The 15560-nt window shown below is 60.9% G+C and carries 10 protein-coding genes and 1 pseudogene; 5 read left to right on the top strand and 6 right to left on the bottom strand.

Translation table 11 applies throughout. The annotated features are described in order from the left end of the window. Nucleotides 1-56: 56 nt before the first annotated feature. Nucleotides 57-983 (bottom strand): annotated as a pseudogene (gene gluP, locus PK789_RS05035) (glucose/galactose MFS transporter); the annotation flags it as partial. Nucleotides 984-1321: 338 nt separating this feature from the next. On the opposite strand from gluP, the gene PK789_RS05030 reads away from it, so the two are divergent. The 3 genes from PK789_RS05030 to PK789_RS05020 all read left to right on the top strand — a co-directional run bounded on the left by PK789_RS05030 (nucleotide 1322) and on the right by PK789_RS05020 (nucleotide 7548). Further along, on the top strand, nucleotides 1322-2395 hold the full coding sequence (locus PK789_RS05030) for a glucokinase (RefSeq protein ID WP_324307461.1): 1074 nt from the start codon (nucleotides 1322-1324) through the stop codon (nucleotides 2393-2395). A gap of 62 nt (nucleotides 2396-2457) precedes the next feature. After that, nucleotides 2458-5133, top strand: coding sequence for a TonB-dependent receptor (locus PK789_RS05025; protein ID WP_324307460.1), 2676 nt, complete (start codon nucleotides 2458-2460; stop codon nucleotides 5131-5133). 108 nt (nucleotides 5134-5241) lie between these two features. After that, nucleotides 5242-7548, top strand: a complete 2307-nt coding sequence (locus PK789_RS05020) for a beta-N-acetylhexosaminidase (RefSeq protein WP_324307457.1) — start codon at nucleotides 5242-5244, stop codon at nucleotides 7546-7548. Between the two features lie 278 nt (nucleotides 7549-7826). On the opposite strand, the gene PK789_RS05015 is transcribed toward PK789_RS05020, so the two are convergent. The 5 genes from PK789_RS05015 to PK789_RS04995 all read right to left on the bottom strand — a co-directional run bounded on the left by PK789_RS05015 (nucleotide 7827) and on the right by PK789_RS04995 (nucleotide 13244). Further along, entirely contained in the window at nucleotides 7827-9731 is a 1905-nt protein-coding gene (locus tag PK789_RS05015) for a M61 family metallopeptidase (RefSeq protein ID WP_324307456.1), read from the bottom strand. Nucleotides 9732-9822: 91 nt separating this feature from the next. Continuing rightward, nucleotides 9823-11103, bottom strand: a complete 1281-nt coding sequence (locus PK789_RS05010; protein WP_324307454.1) for a TCR/Tet family MFS transporter — start codon at nucleotides 11101-11103, stop codon at nucleotides 9823-9825. 42 nt (nucleotides 11104-11145) lie between these two features. Next, nucleotides 11146-11733 (bottom strand): DUF2239 family protein, encoded by a 588-nt coding sequence (locus PK789_RS05005; RefSeq protein WP_324307452.1) that lies wholly within the window; start codon nucleotides 11731-11733, stop codon nucleotides 11146-11148. A gap of 64 nt (nucleotides 11734-11797) precedes the next feature. Further along, on the bottom strand, nucleotides 11798-12406 hold the full coding sequence (gene folE, locus PK789_RS05000) for a GTP cyclohydrolase I FolE (RefSeq protein WP_324307450.1): 609 nt from the start codon (nucleotides 12404-12406) through the stop codon (nucleotides 11798-11800). A 64-nt stretch (nucleotides 12407-12470) separates the two neighbouring features. Continuing rightward, complete coding sequence (locus tag PK789_RS04995; protein WP_324307448.1) at nucleotides 12471-13244, bottom strand: SDR family oxidoreductase; 774 nt, start codon at nucleotides 13242-13244, stop codon at nucleotides 12471-12473. A gap of 118 nt (nucleotides 13245-13362) precedes the next feature. Between PK789_RS04995 and PK789_RS04990 the strand changes: the two genes are divergently transcribed. Next, nucleotides 13363-14259, top strand: a complete 897-nt coding sequence (locus PK789_RS04990; protein WP_324307447.1) for a LysR family transcriptional regulator — start codon at nucleotides 13363-13365, stop codon at nucleotides 14257-14259. Between the two features lie 70 nt (nucleotides 14260-14329). Further along, a partial coding sequence (gene scpC / locus PK789_RS04985) for a succinyl-CoA:acetate CoA-transferase ScpC (protein ID WP_324307446.1) occupies nucleotides 14330-15560 on the top strand: 1231 nt, incomplete at its 3' end.

Raw genomic sequence — 15560 nt, 5'->3', positions numbered from 1 at the left:
CCTTGATGGTGGATTTACGCACCTAACTCTCCTCAGCGACGGCCAACGTTATGGCAGCGTGCCTGTGACACAAAGCGTGGGATCACTAACAAACCCACCAAATAGCCCAGCAACATGCCAAACAAAGTGAATGAAGTGAAGAACTTGGTGTCATCCAGCGGCAGCCCAAAGCCCGCACCGTAGGTGCCGATGGCATCACCGGCCATCACTTCGGCACCCACGTACACAAAGATGCACAACGCCCCCAACCACACATGCGGGTACTGGAAGATGCTGTCTTTTTTCGCGCCACCTGCATCACCTTCGGCATTGGCGTCTTCGGCGCGCAGCTCTGGTAGTGGCGAGAACAAAATACCCACCGCCAGCAGGGCCAACAGCCCGGCCATCGCCATGTAGGGGTCGTGGATGCGCGCGGCAAATGCGTTGAGCAAGGTTTCGCGGGTGGCGGCATCGGCACTGGCCACCTGCGCCGACAAATCGCTCATGCCGTGCATCACCAAGGTGCCGATGACAAACGGTGCGGCCATGCCGGCCAGCTTGTTGCAGATACCCATGATGGCGATGCGCTGCGCGGCGCCTTCAATCGGGCCCAAGATGCTGATGTAAGGGTTGGATGCGGTCTGCAAAATGGCAAGGCCGGCACCAATGATGAAGACGCCGGTCACCGCGCCGGCGTACACGCGCCCGGTGGTGTACTGCCCAAACACCAGCGCGCCGACCGCCATCGCAAACAGGCCCAGCGCCATGCCCTTCTTCATGCCGGTCTTGCGCAGGATGGCCGATGACGGCAAGGCGAGGAAAAAGTACGACAGATAGAACGCGCTAGGGATCAAAAAGGCCAGCGCATCACTGACGTTGAACGCAAGTTTGGCGAACGCAATCAGCGGGCCGTTGAGCCAAGTGACGAAGCCAAAGATGAAAAACAGCGCGCCAACAATGGCGATAGCGCCGTAGTTGGTGCGCGCCGGGGCGGCGGTAGGCAGCGTGGACATGGCGATGGGATCTCCGAGGGCAGAGCGGACGATAGCAGTTGGGTTGTCTGGCGCGACAGTGAATTGACGCACAGGTCAAGGATTGGTGCAACGTTGTCTTGAAATTCAGCTTCAACCACTGCAAATACAGCCGGGTGTTCTGTAAGGGCAACCACGGAATGCGAGGCAATGCGCCATATATGCACTGCAAAATAAGCTGAATAGGGAGTTTTTTAGGTGAATGGCGGCTTCCATGAAATTTTCACGGAAAACTGTTGACAACGATGTCATGCGTGTGCAAAGTCGCGCTCCAGCACAAGGGGAACGTGGGCATGGGTGAGGCGGCAGGCATGCGGGGGAATGTGATGACGACGGCGGCAAGACCGTTGGCCGTGTCTGCGCCTGCGCGTGGCAGCTTTATTGCCGCCGACGTGGGCGGCACCAATGCCCGCATCTCGGCGGTACACACCGATACCGATGGCGGTATCCAGGTGTTGTCGTGGCGTCGCTACCCCTGTGGTGAATACCCCAGCCTGGCCGCGATCCTGGCCGAGTTTGTGGAAGACCACCCGGCGCGCGAAGGCATCGACTGCATGGTCATTGCCAGTGCCGGCGTAGTGCTGGATGACGAGGTCATCAACTCCAATCTGCCATGGCGGATTTCGCTGGCGCAATTGCGCAGCGCGTTGCATTTGCGTGAATTGCACGTGGTCAATGACTTTGCCGCCGCCGCACATGGCACCAGCCGCTTGCTGGCATCCGACTCGCGCCTGCTGACGCCGGGCGTGGAGTGCGCCGAGCCCGGCCCGGCCCTGGTCATCGGCCCCGGCACCGGCTTGGGTGCGGCGATCTGCATCCCGCGCGATGGCGGCGTGGTGGTGTTGCCTACCGAGGCCGGCATGGCCGCCTTTGCACCGGGCGATGCGCGCGAAGATTATTTGCTGCGGTGGCTGCGCGCGCGTGGCCAGCGCCATGTCTGCACCGAACAATTATTGTCCGGCCCCGGGCTGGTGAATTTGTACCGCGCGCTGGCCGAACGCGATGGCGTGGCTGCCGCGCTGGCCGCCCCGGCCGCGATCACCCAAGCCGCGCATGCCGGTGACCCGGTGGCGCTGGAAGCGGTGCTGATGTTCTGCGGCTTGCTGGGTAGTGTCATTGGTGATTTGGCCATGACCGCCAGCGCCCATAGCGTGTATGTGGCCGGTGGTGTGGTGCCGCAACTTCTGGAGTTCCTGCCGCGTAGCGAATTTCGTGCGCGGTTGGTGGACAAAGGCGCGATGCGCGCGGTGCTAGAACGCATCCCCGTGCGACTGGTGGAAAACGAAAAGCTCGGCGTACTCGGTGCGGCGAGCTGGTACCTGCAACACCTGCAAGAACGCGAACACCGAGAAAAGGCCAAGCACAGACGGGCCACCGCAATCTGACCCAACAGCAGAAGACCCGAAAACCGGGTTCGGACGCCATAAACAGCCCTGGAGAACCAACAATGCAAGTCCGCAAGAACGTATTGACGTTGAGTATCGTCGCTGTGCTTGGCATGGTCGGCACCGCCCATGCACAAGATGCCGCCAAACCCGCCGCTCAGAAAGCCACCGATTTGGACAAGGTGGTTGTCACCGGCATCCGTGGTGCGCAAGAAAAATCACTGGACGTGAAACGCGATGCCAATTCCCACGTGGAAGTGGTCACCGCCGAAGACGTCGGCAAGCTGCCCGCGCACAACGTGGCCGACACCCTGCAACGCCTGCCCGGCGTGAACATCCAATCCTCCAGCGCCGATGAAGGTGGCTTCGACGAAGCCGACCGCGTTAGCCTGCGTGGCACCAGCCCCAGCCTGACCCAGACCATGGTGGATGGGCACCCGGTGGCCTCGGCCGACTGGTTTGTGCTCAGCCAAGGCAACACCGTGGGCCGCAGCGTGAGCTACACCCTGCTGCCGTCCGAGCTGGTGGGTTCGGTGGAAGTGAACAAGACCTCGCAAGCCAAATTGATGGACGGCGGCGCGGTGGGCACGGTCAATATCAAGACCCGCAAGCCGTTGGACTTCAGCAAGCCGATCACCGCCGAGGCCTCGATTGGTCTGGTGCGTGCCGATCAAGCCGATGCCAATGACCCGCAGCTGTCGGGCCTGTTCAACTACAAGAACGACCAAGGCACCTTCGGTGTGATGGTGCAGGCGTTCAAGCAAAAGCGTCATCTGCGCCGTGAAGCGCAGGAAGTGCCGGGCGGGTTCTTCAAGATCGACCCAACCAGCGCGGCTGCGCTGGCTCATCCGGACTTGGCGAATGTGTGGGCTCCAGGCCTGCTGGGCTCCACCTTGTTTGAACAGGTACGCGATCGCAAGGGTGGCCTGATTTCGCTGCAATTCAAACCCAGCAATGACCTGACCTTGGGCCTGACCGGCTTCATGTCGGACATGCGCGCCAACAACTACAACCGCAACTTCATGATGTGGGGCGGTAATTTCGCAGCAAGCGAAGTGCCAACGGCTTACACCGTGAAAGATGGCGTGTTGACCAGCGCGACCTATGCCGGCAAGCCGGGCACCGACTACGCCGTGTACGACATGATCTCGCGTGAAGCCACCGCCAAGACCAGCTATGTCACCTTCGATGGCGAATGGCAGATCAGCGACAAGCTGAGCTCAAAATTCCAACTGGGTGCCACCAATGGCACCGGTGAAACCGAGCGTCAATTCATTGCCGAGGTGACCTTGGCCCGCGGCGGCGGCGCCAGTTGGACCAGCCACGGCAACAGCTCGCCGCTGGATTGGAATGTGGGCGGCGACATCAGCAAGGCTGGTGTGACCGGCTTTGGCACTTGGGGTAACCAGCAAGTTACCGCCAAGGACAAAGAACATTGGGGCACGATTGATTTCACCAGCTACTTCAATGCCGGTGCTTTGACCACCATCGACTTTGGTGCCCGCTACGCAGACCACACCCGTCAAGCGCTGTCGCCGGAAGGCGCATCGCCAGGCAACATTTGGGCGGCATTGCAAAATGGTGCCACCGCACCGTATCCGGGGAGCTTTGCCAATAGCATCGGCGGCATCTTCCCGCGTAACTTGTGGTACTTCACCACCGATGCAATGAAGTCGGCAATCCTCGCCAACTCCACCTGGCTGTCCAACAATGACGGCCCCAGCGGTCGCCACAACTACGGCGGCGAGTGGAAGGTCAATGAGAAGAACTTCGCTGCCTATGTGCAGGCCAATTTCGAAGGCGACAAGTGGAATGCCAACGTGGGTCTGCGTTATGTCAATGTCGATCAGCTGATCAATTCGTACCAGTCGGTCAGCAATGCCGCCAATGCCGATGTGCAAAGCCTGTTTGGGATGTGGAAGTTCAAAGACACCAAGAACCACTTCAGCCGCGTGCTGCCTAGTGCCAACTTGAAGTTCAAACTGGCCGATGACTTGCAGTTCCGCTTTGCCGCATCGCAAACCCAGACCTTGCCGGATTTCAGCTCGCTGGGTGCCTCCAGCTGGGGCTCGGATCTGAACAAGACCGGCGGTGGCGGCAACCCCAACTTGCGTCCGTTGCTGTCCACCAACTTCGACGCCAGCTTGGAGTGGTACTTCATGCCGCGTGGCTTGGTGGCGGTCAGTGCGTTCTCGATGAACCTGAAAGACTACGTGGTGTTCGGTACCGAAACCCAAATGTTGTTCAGTGAGTTGACCCACAAGCTGGAAGCCTACAACGTGGCCGTGCCGGTCAATGCCAACGGCAAAGTCACCGGTTTGGAGTTGACCTACGAGCAGCCGATTGGTGACAACTTCGGCATCAATGCCAACTACACCTATGCCGATGGCAGCGCCGCACATACCTGGGCCGATGGCAGCCACAACCTGCTGGGTAACTCGAAGAACACCTACAACGTGGGTGCCTACTTCGAAAACGACCGCTTCGGTGCGCGCGTCAGCTACACCTATCGTTCGGCGTTCTTGATTGGTTTGTCCGGTGCCAACCCGTATTACCAAGCTGATTTCGGCACCGTGGCGGCGTCGCTGAGCTACAAGGCCACCGACTGGCTGAGCTTCAGCTTCGATGCGCTGAACCTCAACAACCCGACCTACAAGTACTACCAGACCACTGCAATTCCCACCGCGTTCTACAGCAACGGTCGGCAGTACTACCTCAATGCCCACCTGAAATTCTGATGGTGCGTTGATCCACCTGTTTCATTGGCGTAACCCTCCCTTCGGGGCCCGCAACCCGGGCCCCTTTTTTTGCCCGCTACACTCGCTTCATCCTGCTAGGAGTCCACCATGACCACCCGCACCATCTGCTTGAGCTTCGCGATTGCACTGGCCCTGTTGGCCGCTGCGCCAACACGCGCCGTCGATACTGGTAGCGTCATCCCCAAGCTGATCCCGCAGCCTGCGCAGATCGTGCAATTGCAAGGCAGTTTTGTGGTGGGCGCCAACACGCCGTTGCGTGCGGGCGATGGCGAAGTCGTGCGCGAAGTGGGCCGGCAGTTCAAGGCAATGCTGGGTGCAGGCCTGCCATTACGGCTGGACTTGGCCAAGGAGAGCAGCCGCCACGACACCATCGTGTTTACCCTCGACCCGGCAAAAACGTGGGCGTCCCCCGATGCCTACACCCTCGACATCACCACCACCGGTGTGCTGGTCAGCGCCGGCAGCGGCAAGGGCTTGTACTACGGCGCGGTGACGCTGGCGCAATTGCTCAGTTCGGGCGACCCGGCGGCAACGTCGGTGCGCCTGCCGGCTTTGCATATCGACGATGCACCGCGCTTTGGTTGGCGCGGCGTGATGCTGGATTCGGCGCGGCATTTCCAAAGTGTCGATGACATCAAGCAATTGCTCGATGCAATGGCGCAATTGAAGCTCGACACCTTTCATTGGCACCTCACCGACGACCAAGGCTGGCGCTTGCCTGTACCGGGCTGGCCCAAGCTGACCACCGTCGGCGACTGCCGTATTCCTGCGGGTGATGGCGGTGTTGATACCAGCACCGGCCAGCCGGTGCCGTATTGCGGGTTTTATACCGAAGCGCAAATCCGCGACGTGGTGGCCTATGCCGCTGCGCGGCATATCGACATCGTGCCCGAGATCGACATCCCCGGCCATGCCACTGCGGCGATTGCTGCCTACCCGCAGTTGGGTGTCTCCGGCGCGCCGATCGCAGTCTCCAACGAATGGGGCGTCAACAAAAACTTGTTCAATGCCGATGAAAGCACGATGCAGTTTTTGGACGACGTGTTGACCCAGGTGGCCACCCTCTTTCCCGGCAAGTTTGTTCATATCGGTGGCGATGAAGCGGTGAAAGACCAATGGAAGGCTTCACCCAAGATGCAGGCACGCATACGTCAATTAGGTGTGAAAAATGAAGCCGGCTTGCAAGCGTGGATGGTGGCGCGGCTGGAGAAGACACTGGCTGCGCACGGCAGATATTTGATCGGCTGGGATGAGATTTTGGAAGGCAAGTTGCCGGCATCAGCCACGGTGATGAGTTGGCGCGGCACCGCGGGCGGGATCGCCGCTGCCAAGCAAGGCCACGGCGTGGTGATGACGCCTTCGGACACGTTGTACCTGGACTACCTGCAAACCACATCCAGCAATGAACCACCGGGCCGCCCCGCCACTATTCCACTGGCGCAGGTGTATGCCTTCGAGCCGGTGCCCAAGGCGCTGGATGCAAAACAGGCCACGCATATTCTGGGCGTGCAGGCCAACGTGTGGACCGAGCACATGCGCAGCATGGGGCGCGTGCAGCATGCGTTGTTCCCACGCATCGCCGCCTTGGCGGAAGTGGCGTGGTCGCCCGCACCAGCACGCGACTACGCAAACTTCCTGCAACGTTTGCCAGCCATGTTGCCGCGCTGGCAACACCAAGGCATCGCCTATGCGCAAACGCCATTCCAAGCACAATCAGAACTCCAGCCGGGTGCTGCAACTAATACCGCGCAGGTCGCACTGCAATCGCCACTGGGCTACACCCTGCGCTACACCATCGACGGCAGCGCGCCCAGCGCCAGTTCACCGCAATACTTCGCCCCGCTGCAACTGCCGCTGCCCACCACACTCAACGCGCAATTGTTTTTCGATCAGCACGCACTAGCACCGGCCACCACCCTGCAACTCACCCGCGCATCGCTGTTGACCCGCAGCGATGAAGAGATGGCGATGTGCACCGGCCAATTGATGCTGCGCTTGGAAGACGATGGCCCACGCATCGGCCCGCGCGCGATATTCAATGTCGATATTTTCAACCCTTGTTGGACATGGCAGCAGGCACCGTTGGCGGGGATCGGCAGTATTGAAGTGCGTGCCGGGCGCATCCCGTATTTCTTCCAATTGGCTGGTGACGAAAAAAGCCGCAGCTTCAAACCCGCGCAAACCGCCCACGGCGAACTGGAACTGCACGCCGGTTGCGACGGCCCGCGCCTGGCCAGCCTGCCCTTGCCCGCCCAGCCTGATGCCGATGGCTTTATCACCCTGCGCGCACCCTTGCAGAACGCGCCCGCCACCACCGATGTGTGCCTGTGGTTTACCGGCGATACCCGGCCCACGATGTGGGTGCTGGATCGAGTGACTTTGATCCCAAGATGAGAGTCTCACCATCGGCTATGCCTCGTTGTACGCAGCCGCCAGCGCTGCCACGTTGAGCCTCACCATGGCCATCATGACCCCCAATACTTTTTTGACTTTGTTGGGATGCCTGTCGAGTGCTTATGCAAATCGAATGTCCGATGCCATAACCCCATCCGCAGATGGGGTTATGGTTAGGCAGCGGATTGCATGTGAGCACCTGACTGAAGCGATTGCGCAGCGTAAGCCTCACATACTGCGGCTTTGATGCAAACGGCTATGCAAGAGTGATTTCTTATTTATTTTTTCGCAGTGAAAATGGGAGTCAGATAGTCGGGCTTGCCTTCGATACGCTGCAGATACGGGTAGCGCAGGCCACCGTGGTAATCGAGTTTGACCGTGCGGTAGCGATCGAATTCTTTCAGCATCAATTCGATGGGTGCTTTGTCGGTTCTGGCGATTTTTACAGCGTCTTCCAGCACGTCTTTGCTGTAGCTCTGGCCATTGACCGCCACCACCGTAGCACCACTGCCGATGCCGGCATTGAAGGCGGGGCTGTTCCAGCGCACATCGCCCACGGCCCCATCACTTCCCAGACTCAGGCCGAGGGAATACACAAAATCCCCACCGCCGCCACGCATGCTGCCCTTGGCATAGGCATTGGGCGTGTCTTTGAACACCAGTTTCCAGCCCGCCGCTTCGATACCGCCGGTGATGCTGTGCTTGCCATCCAAGCGTGCGCGCAGGAACGTTGCCCAGTCATACGGCAACACGCCATTAAGGGTGGCCACCACATCCTCGAAGGTATAGGTGTTTTGCACCTTCCATTCGCCATCACGCACACCAAAGAACGCACGGGCAAAATCATCCAGCGATTTCTTGCCACCACTCTGGCTGCGAATCAATGCATCGGCCTCCAGCCAAATCATTTGTCCGCCCGAGTAATAGTCCTCGCTCATCTGGTAGTTGCGGTACGCGCGTGGGGCGCGACTGGCAATGGTCGGGTCGTTGGTGGTGTCCTGGATATTGCGCCAGCTCATGCCCGGACGGTTTTCGGCATAGGTGGCCGCCACCAACGCCAGCGCATCGATCGATGCCGGCAACGGGCGCATCCCGCTGCGGGCTGCCAACACATTGCCCCAATACTGGGTTTGGCCTTCATACACCCACAGCAGACTGCCCTGCATCGGCACATTGAAATTGGGTGTCCACAAGTCCTTGCCACGCCGGTATTTGCCATCCCAACTGTGGGTGTATTCGTGCGCCAGCAAATCACTGAACCCCGTCTTTTCATTCCAGCCGGTGAAATAGTCGGTGCCGGTTCCATTTTCGCTGGAACGCTGGTGTTCCAAGCCATTCCCGCCCATTTGGTTGGACAGCGAGAACAGGAATTGATAGTGGTCATAATGCTGTGCGCCGTATAGCTTGAGCGCCTGCTCCACCATCGCCTGGTGGATCTTTACCTGCTCCGGCTTGGCGTCCAGAAATTTGGCCGCATCAGCCACCACCCCCAACTTGACCGGCACCTTGCTGCCGGCCGGCGTTAGGTCGATATTCTTTGCGTACCGACCGGCATAGACCGGGGAGTCCACCAAAATATCGAACGGCACCTCTTCGTAACGAATGGTATTGCCGTTACGCCCGGTTTCATGCAAGGCAGTGAAAGCGGTAAAACCATCGGGATACGTGACGTTGGCTTGGAACGGAATCTGGTGTGCGTAATAGCCTGCCGGATACAGTGCCGCCGACAGAAATTGCAAATTCAGCATGTTGGGGGTCATCACCACCCGTCCCTGCGCACCGGTGGTGGGGGTGAGAAATTCGAACTCGACGGTGAGCTCGGTTGCGCCCTGCGGAACGGTGACATGAAACGCGGCCACATCTAGCGGGTCGCGTGTCCAATCCAAGGTCTGGCCATTGGCCTTGAAGACAAAACCAGCCAGCTTGTCGATGGAATTGCGCGGCGAATGCCCACCCGGCACCCAGATTGGGTACAGCAGTGTCATTCCACCGGGCTTGGCCGGAATGGTCTGTTTGATTTTGAAAATGCGCTGCGACAGGTTGGTGGCATCCACATCCAAGCGAATGCTGCCGGGATAGGCCACATCCTGCGGCTGCGGGATGGACGACGCCAACTGTTGCGCTTGCGCGCCTCCAGCCAGCAATACAGATGACAGAGCAAGGGCCAGCAAGCGCAGCTTCATCGATAACTCCACAACACGAAGGACGACCTTGCATCCTACCGGCCAGCTCCGCTGCGCCCCCCTGCCGAAAGCCATACCCGCACAGGCAATTTCAAGTGCCCGGTTCCACTTCCTGGGCATCTATGTCGGCTGATTGCGCGACAACATGCGCCGCGTCGGTAAACCGCCACGCCACAAGCGCAGCCGCCAGCAGCAGCAATGCGGCCAGCACGAAGGCAATTCCCGGTAAATGCATCGGCGTGTGGGGACCAATGAAAAACCCAAAACTCGTGGCAAACAACAAGGGTGCAAAAATCCCCGCCAGCGATACCAAGCCACTCATCGACCCCTGGATACGACCCTGCATCTCGGCGGGGACTTGGCGGGTGATCAACGCTTGCGTTGCTGGCCCGGCAATGGCCCACAACGCCCCCATCGGCATGCCCAACAAGAACACCCAGCCCGCCGGGGCTAGCCCATAGATCAAAAACCCCAGCATCCCGCAGCCCAACCCCAGCAGCAGCGCACGCCGCTCGCCCAGCGCTTTTACCAAGCGGCCAATCAAACCCACATTGACGATCACGCTGAGTACGCCGACCAGCGCCAGCACATAGCCGGCTTGTTTTTCTTTCCAGCCAAATGCTGCGTCGGCAAACAACACAAACGTGCTGGGGTACACGTAATGGGCAAAATTGGCGATAAATATCACCGCCACCAAACCCCAAATATGCGGGTACTCGCGCAGCAGTTTCACCCCGCCCATAGGTTTGGCATGTTGCCAGTCAAAGCGGGCGCTGCGTTTTTCTTTTGGTAGCGATTCGGGCAGCACCCACAGGCCGTAGCAAAAATTGAGCAGCGACAACCCGGCAGCAAACCAGAACGGCAGGCGATGGTTGATATCGCCCAACACGCCGCCCACCAGCGGGCCCACGATAAAACCCAACCCAAACGCCGCGCCGATCATGCCGAAGCTCTTGGCACGCTGCTCGGGTGCACTGACATCGGCAATGTAGGCATTGGCGGTGGTGAAACTGGCCGCGCTGATGGCACTGATGATGCGGCCGACAAACAGCCATGCCAATGACGGGGCCAATGCCATAAATACAAAATCGACCCCCAACCCCAGGCACGACAGCAAAATGACCGGCCGCCGCCCAAACCGATCCGACAACGCGCCTTGCATGGGCGCGCTGAAAAACTGCACTAGCGAGAACGTGAACGAGAACAGCCCCGTCCAATACGCCGCAGTGGACAAGTTGCCACCCACAAATTGCTGCACCAGATGCGGCAGCACCGGGATGATCACGCCAAAGGCCAGCACGTCGATCAAAACCGTGATGAAGATGAAAGCCAGCGCGGCCTGACGCGCCGCTGGCACGGGGGATACATTCACGCAATGATTCCTAACAGCGAAAGGGACGTACCGGATGCCGCGTCAGTGTAAAAACGCATCGGTGGCCAGCAAGGTGACGTGATCGCGCACATCTTCCGGCCATGCCACGATCATTTGCTCGAACCGCGCAATATTGCCGGCAAACAGCGCACGTGCCGCATCCTCGAAACCGGGCGCATCCCCCATCATTGCCAACATGAAGCGGTAACTGGTTTCTTGGGCGGCGCGACGAATATCGTCATCGGCAGACACCCGGCGCGCCTCTTCCACCAGTTTGCGCAATGCCACCGACGCCCCACCCGGTTGCGCCGATAACCAATCCCAGTGGCGCGGCAACAATGTGATCTCGCGCGCCACCACGCCAAGCTTGGGCCGTCCCGGCTTGCGCGGCGGCGGCGGCAACTCGGCTTCGCGCACCACCGGCTGCGCCACTAACCGCATGAAATCGGCGGCGGGCAATTCCAAGGGCAGCTCCAATTGCTGCCCATTGCTATCGTCAAACACCCGCAAGATGCGCTCTGGGTGCGCATCAAAGACCTGCTTGGCCTTCATGGCCACATGCCGCAGCTCGCCGGTGGCGATGCGGTTGGAGCCGGCAAATGCGGTACAACGCAAGGTAGGAGGCAACATCGGGACACCAAGGAAAGGAGCGGCCCTACATATTACCCGGATTAAACTAAACCGCAACTCTCAATCAACGCTTGTTGCCCACTTCGATAAACCGCAGAAACTCGGCACGCGTGCGTGCATCTTCACGAAAGCTGCCCAACATTTTGCTGGTGATCATGCTGACCCCGCGCTTGTGCACCCCGCGGGTGGTCATGCACTCGTGTGCACCCTCCACCACCACACCTACCCCACGCGGTTGCAGCGCGCGCTGGATGCAATCGGCAATTTGCGCGGTCATTTTTTCCTGCACCTGAAAACGCCGCGCATACGCCTCGACCACCCGCGCCAACTTGCTGATGCCCACCACTTTGCCGGCAGGCAAATAGCCGATATGCACCTTACCGATGATAGGGGCCATGTGGTGCTCGCAATGGCTTTCGTAATCGATGTCACGCAGCACCACCATCTCGTCGTAACCACCCACTTCTTCGAAGGTGCGCGCCATATAGGTATCGGCATCCAGCGCATAACCGCTGAACCAGTCTTCATAGGCCTTGACCACCCGCCGTGGCGTATCCAGCAGTCCCTCGCGGCTCGGGTCATCCCCCGCCCATTGCAGCAATGTGCGCACCGCCGCTTCCGCCGCATCGCGGCGGATATTGTGGCGGGTATCGGCGGGATTGTTGGTGGACATAGCGGCGACCAGACGCGGTGGGGCGGGTATGGTAGCGCACACGCGCAAGCCGAATTTCAACGCCTCAGCGGGTGGTATAGCCGCCGTTGGCAAAGATCGTCTGCCCGGTGATCCACCAGCCCTCGGTGACCAGGAAGCGGATGATCGGCGCAATGTCCTCGATATCGGTCAGGCCCTTCTTGCTGAAACCACTCAGCGCCGCCGCCGAGCTGTGATAGGCCACCGCTTCCGCCGATTCCTGCCCGTAGAAGAACGGCGTGTCCATCGGCCCTGGCCCGACCGCGTTGACGTTGATGCCGCGCTCGCCGAACTCCTTCGATGCCGCGCGGGTGAAATGCTCCACCGCCGCCTTGCTGGCCGGATAGATCGCGTAGTACGGCGTATAGGCCGCCAGCAGCGAACTCACCAGGGTGACGATACCGCCGCCGTTTTCCAGCGTGCGCCCGGCCTGCTGGATGAAGAAGAACGCGGCCTTGGCGTTGGCGTCGAAGCTGCGGTCGTAGTCGGCTTCGGTGACATCGGCAATCGCCTTCTTGATGACCACGCCCGCCGTGTTGACAGCCACGTCCACGCGTCCGAAATGCGCCTTCGCCCGATCGAACAATGCGCGGTTGTTGTCCACCACCGACAGGTCGCCCTGCACGGTGATGGCGTCCACGCCACGCGCCTGCAACGCGGCGGCGGTGGCCTCGGTGTCGGTGCGCGATGCGTCGCTGTTGTAGTGCAGCGCCAGCCCGCGTACGCCGGCATCGGCGAAGTTGTGGGCGATCAGCGCGCCGAGGTTCTTGCCACCGCCGGCGATCACGGCGACCTTGTCTTTCAATGTGCGTGCGGACATTCGGAATGCTCCTGGTCGGAAGAAACAGCCGGATCGGCTGCGGAGCGCCAGATTGACTTACCCGATGCAAGCGATAAATATCGCTGAATCTCTTTCTTTATTCGCTTGAATCGAATAATTGAACGGCGACTTCCTCCAATCCCTGCAGGTGTTCGTGCGCGTGGCCGAAAGCGGCGGCTTCAGCCGCGCCGCCGACCAATTGGGCATGGCCGCCTCGTCGGTCACCGCCAGCGTGCAGAAGCTGGAACGCACGCTGGGTGCGCCGCTGTTCCTGCGCACCACTCGCCGTGTGCGCCTGACCGCCGACGGCGAACTGCTGTACGAACGCGCGCTGGGCCTGCTGGCCGACGCCGAGGAAGCGCGCACCCTGTTCGGCCAGCGCGGCGGCGCGCGCGGACGGCTGCGGGTGGAAGCGCCCTCGCGGATGGTGCGCCGCCTGCTGGCCCCGGCGCTGCCCGCGCTGCTGGACGCACACCCGGCGCTGGCACTGGAATTGAACAGCAACGACCACCGCACCGCGCTGGTCGAAGCCGGCATCGACTGCGTGATCCGCGTCGGCGCGCCGGCGGACGCCGCGCTGGTGGCGCGCCCACTGGGGCTGCTGCGCATCGCCACCTGCGCCAGTCCGCAACTGGTCGAACGCCTCGGGACGCCGCGAACGCCGGGCGATTTGGCCCGCTATCCCGCCATCCATTACGGCGGCCTGCCGATCGGGCGCGCGGAACATTGGGATTTGGCCGGCGATGCCGCCGTGCCGATGCAAGGCCGGCTGTCGGTGGACAACACCGAAAGCTACATCGCCTGCGCCTGCGAAGGCCTCGGCGTCATCCAGGCCCCGGCCTACGACCTGCGCGAAGAACTGCACGACGGCCGTCTGATCGAACTGCTGCCCGCCTTCGCCCCGCCGCCGATTTCGGTGCAAGCGCTGTACCCCGCGCATCGGCGCGCGTCCAGCCGGCTCAATGCGTTCATGGATTGGGCATCGCCGCTGATCGCGGCGCAGGCCGCGTTCTGAACCAGCGCGCACCCGGCCGTGCACCGCCACAAACAGGATAATGACGGCTTGCTCCCGCCGTGAAAGCGCTATGCCCGACCTTCGTATCCGTACGCCCTCACTCCACGCACGCATCATGGATGCCACGCAGGCCGCAACCCTGATCCAGCCCGGCGAAACCGTGGCGATGAGCGGCTTTACCGGCTCCGGCTATCCGAAGGCGGTGCCGCAGGCGCTGGCCGCGCACATCGCGCAGGCGCATGCACGCGGCGAAGCCTTTCGCATCCAGTTGCTCACGGGTGCGTCTACCGCGCCGGAATTGGACGGCGCGCTGGCACAGGTGGATGGGCTGTCGATGCGGATGCCATTCCAGAGCGACCCCAATGCACGCAAGCAGATCAATGCCGGCAAGCTGGATTACCTGGACATCCATTTGTCGCACGTGGCGCAGCATGTCTGGTTTGGCTTCTACAACCAAATCGACACGGCGGTGGTGGAAGTAGCGGCCATTCTGGAAGACGGCACGCTGGTGCCAACGACGTCCGTGGGCAACAACAAGACCTGGTTGGACTTGGCCAAGAAAGTCATCATCGAGGTCAACCAATGGCAGCCGTCCGAGCTGCTGGGCATGCACGACATCTACTACGGCACCGCGTTGCCGCCGCATCGCCAACCGATCCCGATGGTGCATGGTGATGACCGCATCGGCCAAACCACGCTGCGCTGCGACCCGGACAAGATCGTGGCGGTGGTGATGACCGACGCACCCGATCGCAACAGCCCGTTCAGCCCCATCGACGCCGACAGCCAGCGCATCGCCGAGCACCTGATCGAGTTCCTCAAGCACGAGGTGGCGCGCGGTCGGTTACCGGCCAATCTGCTGCCGCTGCAATCGGGCGTGGGCAATATCCCCAATGCGGTGCTGGCCGGGCTGGCCAGCAGTGGCTTCCACGGGCTGGAGGCGTATACCGAGGTGATCCAAGACGGCATGCTGGATCTGCTGAAATCGGGCGTGTTGCGCTATGCCTCGTGCACCGGGTTTGCGCTGAGTCCCGCTGCGAACGAGGAGTTCCGCCGCAATCTGGATTTCTACCGCAGCCGCATCGTGATGCGCACGCAGGAAATCTCCAACCATCCGGAAATGGTGCGGCGGCTAGGCTGCATCGGCATGAACGGGATGCTCGAAGCCGACCTATACGGCAACATCAATTCCACCCACGTGATGGGCAGCAGCATCATGAACGGAATTGGCGGCTCCGGCGACTTTGCCCGCAATGGCTTCCTGTCGATCTTCCTCAGTGCCTCTACCGCCAAGCACGGCA

The sequence above is a fragment of the Thermomonas sp. genome, from assembly GCF_035369645.1.
In the GTDB taxonomy this organism is placed as follows: Bacteria; Pseudomonadota; Gammaproteobacteria; order Xanthomonadales; family Xanthomonadaceae; genus Thermomonas.
This window is presented reverse-complemented; position numbering and strand designations above follow the sequence as displayed.

Excerpts from the sequence above, each read along its gene's own strand:
- PK789_RS05030 (WP_324307461.1), top strand. The coding sequence starts at position 1,322 with ATGCGGGGGAATGTGATGACGACGGCGGCAAGACCGTTGGCCGTGTCT.
- PK789_RS05025 (WP_324307460.1), top strand. The coding sequence starts at position 2,458 with ATGCAAGTCCGCAAGAACGTATTGACGTTGAGTATCGTCGCTGTGCTT.
- PK789_RS05020 (WP_324307457.1), top strand. The coding sequence starts at position 5,242 with ATGACCACCCGCACCATCTGCTTGAGCTTCGCGATTGCACTGGCCCTG.
- PK789_RS05015 (WP_324307456.1), bottom strand. The coding sequence starts at position 9,731 with ATGAAGCTGCGCTTGCTGGCCCTTGCTCTGTCATCTGTATTGCTGGCT.
- PK789_RS05005 (WP_324307452.1), bottom strand. The coding sequence starts at position 11,733 with ATGTTGCCTCCTACCTTGCGTTGTACCGCATTTGCCGGCTCCAACCGC.
- folE (WP_324307450.1), bottom strand. The coding sequence starts at position 12,406 with ATGTCCACCAACAATCCCGCCGATACCCGCCACAATATCCGCCGCGAT.
- PK789_RS04995 (WP_324307448.1), bottom strand. The coding sequence starts at position 13,244 with ATGTCCGCACGCACATTGAAAGACAAGGTCGCCGTGATCGCCGGCGGT.